This is a genomic window from Candidatus Deferrimicrobiaceae bacterium, assembly GCA_035256765.1.
GTDB lineage: Bacteria > Desulfobacterota > Deferrimicrobia > Deferrimicrobiales > Deferrimicrobiaceae > CSP1-8.
This window is the reverse complement of record DATEXR010000288.1, coordinates 1-8530: the sequence shown is the minus strand read 5'-3', so window position 1 is coordinate 8530 and position 8530 is coordinate 1. Positions and strand designations below refer to the sequence as shown.

Below are 8530 nucleotides of genomic sequence, written 5' to 3'. Positions count from 1 at the left end.
GGCGACGTTCCCGGGCACGAACTTCCCCAGCGGCGTCCAGTCCATCGGGCACCCTCCTGTGCGATCTGCCCCTCATTATTGGAATTTCACGACCCTTCGTCAAGGGATACCCCCGGCCGGAGGGACTCCCGGGCCATCCCTTCCCCGGAACGACGTGGTACACTATCGGCGGGAAAATTCCGAAAAGGACAGCGATGAAAATTCCCCTTTTTTTCCCCGTCTTCCTCCTTTTCGTGTCCGCGTTGCCCGCGCTCTCCGACCCGGGAGGCGCCCCTTCCGCAAGGGAGATCACGATGAGAGAGTGCGTCGAGGCGGCGCTGCGCGGCAACATCGACGTCGCCGTTTCCCGGTCCGAGCGGGAGTCGGCCTTTCTTGCCGTCCCCCGGGAGAAAGCGGCGTTCCTGCCGAGGTTCTCCGGGGAGATCTCCCTGTCCCGATCCGTCATCCCGAGCGGCTCCACGCTTGCCGGGACCCTTTCCATCGACCAGCGCACGTGGAAATTCGACGCGGGAGTCTCGGAGTTGCTGCGGTCCGGGACCACGATTTCCCTTTCCTTCGAGAACCAGCGGCAGGAATCCGCCACCGCCTTATCCCTGCTCAGCCCCGAGTACACGACGTCCCTGACCCTCTCGGCGCGCCACCCGCTCCTGAAACGATCCGGGAGAAGGGTCACCGAGGCGCCGCTTACGATCGCCCGGGCCGAGGCGGAAGCGTCCACCGGGGACTGGCTGGCGAAGGCGATGGACACCGTCGCCTCGGCGAGGATTACGTTCCTCGCGTTTCTCGCCGCCTCCCGGCAGGTCGAGGTGAGAAGGACCGCGCTCTCTCTCGCCGAACACCTGTTCGACCAGGCCACCGCGAGGATCGACGCCGGATTCGCCGCCCCGATGGACCGACTGCCCGCGGAAGCCGCAGTGGCTTCCCGGAAGGAAGAGCTGCTCCGGACCGAGGCGGCGGCGCGGAACGCGGAGGACGACCTGAAGAGCGTCCTCGGGGTGCGGGCCGACCGGGATTGGGAGGAACGTTTGGTCCCGGTCCCCCCCGCGGAGATCCCGGATCCCCCCGGGGTAGACGACAGTTATCCGGAGGCGCTTAAGCGCCGGCCCGAGGTTTCCGCCCTCTCCGCGAGGACGCACCAGGCGGAGATCCAGGAGATGGTCGCCCGGAACGGGACGATGCCCGATCTTTCGCTCACCGCTTCGGCGGGCCTTTCCGGGCTCGCGGGGTCCCCGAACCCCAATCCGTTCTTCCCCGGCGGCGGAGCGGCGTTCGAAGGGAACTACGGCGACAGTCTCGAGGAACTGGTCTCGGGGAAGTACACCAACTGGTTCGTCGGCCTTTCGACCGAGATCCCATGGAAATTCCAGCGGGAGCGGGCCGAGTGGGCCCGCGCCCGCAACGCTCTTGCCCGGCATCGCCTGCGGGAGGAGAACTTCCACGCGAACATCCGCGCGGAGGTCCGGAAAGCGCGCCGGGATCTTGCCTCATCGCTCGCCCGCGTCGACGCGGCCGCCGCCTCCGTCGCGGCATCCCGGGGGAAACTCGAGGCGGAGGAAAGAAAGTTCGCCCTCGGGGCCTCGACGACGACGCAGGTCCTCGAGTTCCAGCAGGACTACGCCGACGCCCTCCTCGCGCAACTCACGGCGAAGAAGGACGCCTACATTGCCCAGACCCGGCTGTGGCGCTCCGTCGGGACGATTCTCGAACAGGAAAGGATCTCCGTCCGATGACGCGCTGGGGGAAATATGGCGTGGCCGCCGCCCTGATCGCGGCGGCAGCCGCCGCGTACTTCCTCCATTCCCGGTCCGAGACCCCCGTCGACGTTTTCGGGGCAAGGAAGGAGCCGATCGAGGAGATCGTAACGGCCGTCTCCGCCGGAACGGTGAAGTCCCGGCGCGATGCGACGATATCCGCGGAGGTGAGCGGAAGGGTCGTGGAGGTGCTCGTGGCGGAAGGGGATTCCGTGCGCAAGGGCGAGTTGCTCGCGCGCCTGTCCGATCCCGAGCTGGGCCGTCAGGCCGAAGCGGCGCTGGCGGAGGTGACCCAGGCGGAGGAACTCCTGGCGCAGGCGGCCGCCCGGCGCGAGGAGGCCGAACGGAAAGCTCGCTCCGACGTGGCGCGCGCCGCGAGCAACCTTCGCAAGGCGGAGCAGGATCACGAGCGCGCCCGGGAGCTTTTCCGGGGCGGGTTCCTGTCGAAGGCCGAAATGGAGCAGGCGGACACCCGCCTCGCCAACGCGCGGGAGGACGCGAGGATTGCGGCCATCGGGGAGGTGACCCTCCGCGCGATCGACCGGGAGATCGAATCCCTCCGTGCGAGGGTCACCGCAACGCGCGCCTCCTCGGCGGGGCTGGCCGAGCGAACGGCGAAATTCCGGATCGCGGCTCCTTTCTCCGGCATCGTGACGAAAAAGATCCTCGAAGTGGGGGAGACGAAGCAGCCGGGCGCTCCCCTTTTCGTCGTGGCGGACACCCGGGACATCACCATCGAGGCGCCCATCGACGAATCGGAGTCGGCCAAGGTGCGGGAAGGACAAAAAGTCCGCCTCTCCCCCGACGCCTATCTGGGGGAGACGTTCGCCGGTGTCGTCTCCGAGGTGAAGCCGATCATCGAGGTCTCCAAGGAAGTCTCGCGCGCCAATACGATCGAGATCCAGCCGGCGTCCCCCCCCCGGCCGCTGCGGCTGGGGATGTCCGTGGACGTGGAGGTCCTGACGGGGCGAAAGGAGGATGCCCTCCAGGTCCCCTCCTCGGCGGTCATGGAGCGCGAGGGGAAAAAGTTCGTCTACATCGTCAGGGAGGGGAAAATCGTCCGGAGCGACATCGCCACGGGGATCTCGAACTGGGACAGGACCGAGGTTCTCTCCGGCGTTTCCCCCGGGGACGACATCGTCACTTCCCTGGAAATCAAGGACCTGGGGCCGGGGAGCCGCGTTGGAATCCGCACCCGCCACTGAGCCCCTCCTTCGCCTGCGGGGGGTGACCAAGATCTACCAACCCGACGGGCAGGAGGTGACCGGCCTGGCGGATGTGAATCTGGATATCCAGTCCGGAGACTTCCTCGCGGTGATGGGGCCGTCGGGCTCCGGGAAGTCCACCCTGATGAACATCCTCGGCTGCCTGGACATTCCCTCGTCCGGGACCTACGAGATCAAGGGGATGCCGGTTTCCCGGCTCTCCCCGGAGGAGCTCGCCCGGCTCCGGAACCGGGAGATCGGTTTCGTCTTCCAGGTTTTCCATCTGCTTCCCCGGTACACCGCCCTCCGAAACGTGGAACTCCCCCTCCTCTACGCGGGCGTGGGGAGGGAAGAGCGCGCGCAAAGGGCCCTTTCGGCCCTCCGGGCGGTGGGGCTGGAAGACCGGAGGAACCATCTGTCGAATCAGCTGTCGGGGGGGCAGAAGCAGAAGGTCGCCATCGCGCGGGCCCTGGTCAACCGCCCCTCCCTCCTGCTGGCCGACGAACCGACCGGCAATCTCGACTCGAAATCCGGCGAAGAGCTCATGGAGATCCTCGCCCGGCTGAACGGGGAGGGGACGACGATCGTGGTCGTGACGCACGACCCGGCGATCGCCCGCAGGGCCAAAAGGGTCGTCTACATCATCGACGGACGCCTCGTGGCGAGGGAGGAATTCCGGGAGCTTCGGGGATGAACTTCTTCGAATACGCAAGGGTGGCCCTCGAGTCGCTCCGGGCCAACCGGCTTCGGTCCGCCCTGACCATGCTGGGCGTCATCATCGGGGTGGCCGCGGTGATTCTCCTCGTCTCCCTCGGGGAAGGAACGAAGAAGTACGTCGAGGAACAGTTCGCGGGCTTAGGCAGCAACATCCTGATCGTGACGCCCGGGAAGATCGAGACCAAGGGGGGACCGCCCGTCATCGGCGCCGCCAAGCACAAGCTGACGCTCTCCGACTCGTACGTCCTGGAGAAGAAAGGGTACCTCTTCGGCGGGGTGGCCCCGGTGGTCTTCGGCACCGCCGAGGTGCGGTCCGGGTCCCGCTCCCGCAACGTCCCGGTCCTGGGGGTGACTCCCTCCTTCTCCCACGTGCGCAACCTGCATGTGGAGATCGGCAGCTTCGTCAGCGAGTCCGATGTGGAAGCGAAGCGCCGCGTCTGCGTCCTGGGCAGGACCGTCAAGCGGGAGCTCTTCGGGAACGCCAATGCCCTCGGACAGATGGTCAAGGTGTCGGGCGGCAGGTTCCGGGTGGTGGGGATCATGCAGAGCAAGGGCGTAAGCCTCGGGATCGACCTGGACGACATCGTGTTCGTCCCCGTGCGGTCCGCCCAGGACATCTTCGACACCGACGCGCTGCTGGAAATCATCCTTTCCGTCCGGAACAAGAACGACATCGACAGCGCGAAGGAGCTTGCCCGGTCGATCCTCTTCAAGAACCACAACCGCCACGAGGACTTCACGATCACCAACCAGGCCGCGATGCTCTCTTCCCTCTACACCATCCTCGACACGATGACGTACGTCCTGGGGGGAATCGCCACCATATCGCTTCTGGTCGGCGGAATCGGGATCATGAACATCATGCTCGTGACCGTGAAGGAAAGGACGAACGAGATCGGCATCCGCAAGGCCGTCGGCGCACGGGACCGGGACATCCTCGTGCAGTTTCTGCTGGAGTCGACCGCCCTCTCCTCCTCGGGGGGAATCGGGGGGATGCTCGTCGGGGTGCTCGGGGCGTACGGAATCCGGCTGCTGGTCCCGAAGCTCCCCGTGGAGGTGCCGTCCTGGGCGATCGTCCTGGCGTTCACGTTTTCGGTTTTCGTCGGGATCTTCTTCGGGGTGTATCCGGCGCGGAAAGCCGCCGCGCTTCACCCCATCGAGGCATTGCGGTACGAATGACGGAGGAAACGATGCTGCGCGTGGGGAGAATCCCCTTCCTGAATCTCCTTCCGATCTACCTTGCCCTCGAGACCGGTTTTCCGCTGGAATACGTCCGGTTCGTTTCGGGGCATCCGTCCGAACTCAACCGGATGCTGCGCACGGGAAAACTGGACATCTCCCCGTCCTCCTCGATCGAGTACGGGAAACACCCGGAACGGTACCTTCTGGTCCCCGACGTCTCGATCTCCTCCCGGTCGAAGGTGATGAGCGTTCTCCTGTTTTCCCACCGCCGGGCGGCCGATCTCCCCGGGGAGGCGATCGCCGTCACGCGCAGTTCGGACACCTCCGTCATCCTCCTCGAAATCCTCTTGCGGGAGTTCCTCGGCAAGCGGAATCGGCTGGTCCGCACCTCCCTGCCCCCCGCGGATGCGCTCCGCAGCCACCCGGCGTACCTCGCTATCGGAGACGAGGCGATCCGGGCGAGTCTGGCCGGAGTCGCGGACCACGTCACGGACCTCGGGGAGTGGTGGAACCGGGAGACGGGGATGCCGTTCGTCTTCGCCCTCTGGATCGTCTCCCGAGACTCTCTCCGGGAACAAAGGACGCCCGTACAGCGGTTCGCCCGAACGCTGCTCTCGGCGAAGAAGATCGCCCGCGAGGAGATCGGGCGGAGGGAAAGCGGCATCCCGGCCCCGGAGTGGGTCCCCCGCGATTTCCTGTCGGAGTACTGGCAAAATCTCTCCTACGACCTCGCGGGGGAGATCGAGGGGCTCGAACGGTTCTTCCTTCTCGCCGCGAAAATCGGCCGGATCCCGGCTGCTCCCCCCCTCCGATTCCTCGACCTCGCCTGACCGGTCCCCGTGATACAATCGGGGCATCCTCTCGGGGAGGGCCGCCATGATCCGCAAGGAGATGAAGATCGAAGACGTCCTCCGGAAATATCCCCGGACGGTCGCCGTGTTCGAGAGGTTCGGGATCGACTGCGCGGGCTGCCAGCTTTCCCAGTTCGAGGATCTCGAACACGGGGCGAAGGTCCACAAGATCGACCTCGAGGCGCTTCTTACAGGATTGAACGAGTCGCTGAAAACCTAGTGCACCGTCTCGCAAATCCCTTGGCATTCGAGCGCCGCTGCATCCGCTCCCGCTTCGTTGCGCTTCTTCACCATACTCAACGGTATGCCTCAGTCGCGCGCCTTGCTGGCGCGGCGCATCGACGCTCTCGGTGCATCAAGCTATTTACAAGACGGTGCACTAGGAGCGGGCAAGGTTGTCTGCGGGGGGAATGCCTGGATGATTGTGATTTCCGGTGCATTGCAAGTCTACCCGGTGGGGTATTCACGGCTGCGGGGGCCGGCGTCCAGACCAACCTGTTGTTCTTCACGAAGGGCAAGTCCACTCCCAACGAAACGCCCCCGGGGAACCCCCCCGGGGGCGTTTTCCTATCCCGCCGGCCGTCGGTCGCCGGCCTTCCCGCGCGCCTCAGGGCCCGACGGAGATCCAGAACGCGTCCACGCCGCCCGGCAGCCCATCGGTGGCCGTCCGCGCGTATCCTCTCACCGTCACAACGGCGTTGTCCACGATCGCGCCCTCGGTGAGAAGGTTGTACGGCTGCACGGCGTTGTCATAGATCGCGGTGTTGCGGTCCGGCTTCGGGACCACCACGTTGTCCCCCGCAAACCTCAGGGTAAACGTGTTGTCAACGGGATGGTTCCATCCCAGGTAGACCTTCTTGTCGGCCACCTTGACCGGGAACATGACGGAAACCTCGCCTTCGGGAACGCTCGCATCCAGGTAAAGACTCGGCTTTTTGACAAATTTCCCGATCGCTTCGACAAAGGCGCCGTTTCTCAAGGCAAAGGTTCCCCGGTCGGCGGTAACGTCCACCTGCCTTCCTCCGGAGAACACGTTGTCGCTGAAGGACCAAAGCGTCGTCGCGCCGTACCGGGCCGGGAAGGTTCCACTGCCGGCGACGATGTCGAACGTCCCGGGGGCGACGTTCGCGGCCTGCCCGGTCACACTGTAGAGGAGGGCTCCCTTCACCCGGGCGAACACCTGGGGACGCAGCAACCACTTGCCGCTACGGCCCGCCGGATGGATCTTTAGCCCGACCACCTTGATCTCCAGCCTGTACAACCGGACGGCGCCCGCCGGGTCCTCCGGGTCGGTCGTCACCGGGATCACAAGGTTTTTCCCCACGAAATGGACGTCGAAGTGATAATTCGCCGTCGCGTGGAACAGGAGATAATCCCCGTTGGTATACTCGGTTTTCACTTCGCTGTAATAGACACGGATCTTGCCGTAGGTGCCCGCGGGCACTTCGGAGACCTTATTGATGAATTTTGCAACCTGGTAACCGTCGGGCGGGTTCAGAAGGTCGATCATGACCGGGGAGTTCAGAGTAATAATGAAGATTCCGCGGCCTCCCTGAACCGGATGACTTTCCCCGTAGCCTTTCCCGTCGTCGTCGTAACGGTCTTCGTCGCGGTCCTCGTCCTCGCATTCCCCGTCGCTGTCCGGCCTGTTCCACTGGTCCCTCGGTATCCTCTCGACGGGGATCAACCCGATCTTCTCGACCTTGACCCAAACGTGATTGAAGAAATTCCGGGCATGGGAAGGCCTCAGTAAGTCTCCCGATAAGGGCGTGGCCGTCGAGGATGTCTCGAACGTCGTGACGTCGGCGGCGTCCGCCGTTGAGAGGGAGATATCCACCGCACTTGACGGAGCGGCCGATCCGCCGGAACCGCTGACGCTCAGCGACCCGCCGCCGGATCCGCCGCATCCCGCAAGGAAAAGAACGAAAAGGGTGAAAAAAGATCCCGTCAGAACACCCGCCAGCCGAAACATCCGCTTGTGCATGATTCACCTCCTTGGAACTTGTCTGCCTGCGTTCGCTTGGTTTATAGCGTATCCCACGCCAGGGGATGAAGAAGGAAAACCTATTCCTAAAATGGGCATGGCTATTCCCTGAGGAAAATCTATCGGTTATCTAACTCTACGAATAAAGACGCATAATCGGAATAAGAGATTTAAATCATTATTAATATGCAAATTTTGATCCGGGACAACAGGATCACGCCCGGGGTGTGCCCGTATGCAATAGAGGTATGCCTCCTCCCTCCTTGCATTACCGCAGGCAATAGCTCTCTTTGCGGCCGGGTGCGGACGCGTTCAGCGAGGCCGTGGACTTGGCGTGCGAAGCCACGGGGATGGACCAGGTTCCGTATCACGAAGCGCTTGGCAATGGGACGCCGGATGATGTGTACTACGGACGGAGGGAGTCGATTCCGGCGCGCCGGGAGAAGCTGAAGCGGGGTACGTTGTCCCGGCGCAGAGCGATCAACCATCAACCGCAGGGACCGGACGGGGGGAAACCGTACCTTATATCAGGCCGTGAAAATGGCCATTCCTTATGACGACGTACCGTGATGAGGTGTTCTGTCGGTATATGCAAAGGAGTTCCCTCCGAATAAGGGAGCTGGGAGGGGACACTCTTGAAACGGGCTGGGAGGGGACACTCCTGAGACGAGAAAAGATAAAAGCCAGGAATGTCCCCTCTGGGGGTGTCCCCTCTGGGAATGTCCCCCCTGGGAGTGTCCCCCCTGTCGTCCTCATCTACGACGGGGAGTGCCCCGTCTGCCGGGGCGCGGCCGACTGGATCCGGGCCCGGTCCGGCCCGGACGATTTCGAGTTTCTCTC

Annotated in this window: 8 protein-coding genes and 1 pseudogene; 8 read left to right on the top strand and 1 reads right to left on the bottom strand. The window is 64.2% G+C overall.

Annotated features, from left to right (window positions below; translation table 11 throughout):
- The first annotated feature begins 194 nt into the window (after positions 1-194).
- From VJ307_09930 to VJ307_09905, 6 genes are read left to right on the top strand one after another with little or no spacing between them, the layout of a single operon-like run.
- The gene (locus VJ307_09930; GenBank protein ID HJX74460.1) at positions 195-1730 is read left to right on the top strand and encodes a TolC family protein; all 1536 of its coding nucleotides are present in this window, start codon (positions 195-197) and stop codon (positions 1728-1730) included.
- Complete coding sequence (locus VJ307_09925; GenBank protein ID HJX74459.1) at positions 1727-2956, top strand: efflux RND transporter periplasmic adaptor subunit; 1230 nt, start codon at positions 1727-1729, stop codon at positions 2954-2956. The genes VJ307_09930 and VJ307_09925 overlap by 4 nt, the downstream gene beginning before the upstream one ends.
- Positions 2934-3650, top strand: a complete 717-nt coding sequence (locus VJ307_09920) for an ABC transporter ATP-binding protein (GenBank protein ID HJX74458.1) — start codon at positions 2934-2936, stop codon at positions 3648-3650. The genes VJ307_09925 and VJ307_09920 overlap by 23 nt, the downstream gene beginning before the upstream one ends.
- Entirely contained in the window at positions 3647-4852 is a 1206-nt protein-coding gene (locus VJ307_09915) for an ABC transporter permease (protein HJX74457.1), read from the top strand. Before VJ307_09920 ends, VJ307_09915 begins: the two co-directional genes overlap by 4 nt.
- 11 nt (positions 4853-4863) lie before the next feature.
- Complete coding sequence (locus VJ307_09910; protein HJX74456.1) at positions 4864-5685, top strand: menaquinone biosynthesis protein; 822 nt, start codon at positions 4864-4866, stop codon at positions 5683-5685.
- A 46-nt stretch (positions 5686-5731) separates the two neighbouring features.
- On the top strand, positions 5732-5926 hold the full coding sequence (locus VJ307_09905) for a DUF1858 domain-containing protein (GenBank protein ID HJX74455.1): 195 nt from the start codon (positions 5732-5734) through the stop codon (positions 5924-5926).
- A gap of 387 nt (positions 5927-6313) precedes the next feature.
- Here the strand turns inward: VJ307_09905 and VJ307_09900 are convergent, their stop codons facing one another.
- Complete coding sequence (locus tag VJ307_09900) at positions 6314-7690, bottom strand: hypothetical protein (protein HJX74454.1); 1377 nt, start codon at positions 7688-7690, stop codon at positions 6314-6316.
- Between the two features lie 368 nt (positions 7691-8058).
- Between VJ307_09900 and VJ307_09895 the strand changes: the two are divergent.
- Positions 8059-8247, top strand: a pseudogene (locus VJ307_09895) (hypothetical protein).
- On the top strand, positions 8244-8530 hold a 287-nt coding region (locus VJ307_09890; GenBank protein HJX74453.1), incomplete at its 3' end, for a hypothetical protein. The pseudogene VJ307_09895 and the gene VJ307_09890, both read left to right, overlap by 4 nt.

What these genes read in the sequence shown, in the direction of transcription:
- VJ307_09930 (HJX74460.1), top strand. Translation starts at nt 195, where the DNA reads ATGAAAATTCCCCTTTTTTTCCCCGTCTTCCTCCTTTTCGTGTCCGCG.
- VJ307_09915 (HJX74457.1), top strand. Translation starts at nt 3,647, where the DNA reads ATGAACTTCTTCGAATACGCAAGGGTGGCCCTCGAGTCGCTCCGGGCC.
- VJ307_09910 (HJX74456.1), top strand. Translation starts at nt 4,864, where the DNA reads ATGCTGCGCGTGGGGAGAATCCCCTTCCTGAATCTCCTTCCGATCTAC.
- VJ307_09925 (HJX74459.1), top strand. Translation starts at nt 1,727, where the DNA reads ATGACGCGCTGGGGGAAATATGGCGTGGCCGCCGCCCTGATCGCGGCG.
- VJ307_09905 (HJX74455.1), top strand. Translation starts at nt 5,732, where the DNA reads ATGATCCGCAAGGAGATGAAGATCGAAGACGTCCTCCGGAAATATCCC.
- VJ307_09900 (HJX74454.1), bottom strand. Translation starts at nt 7,690, where the DNA reads ATGCACAAGCGGATGTTTCGGCTGGCGGGTGTTCTGACGGGATCTTTT.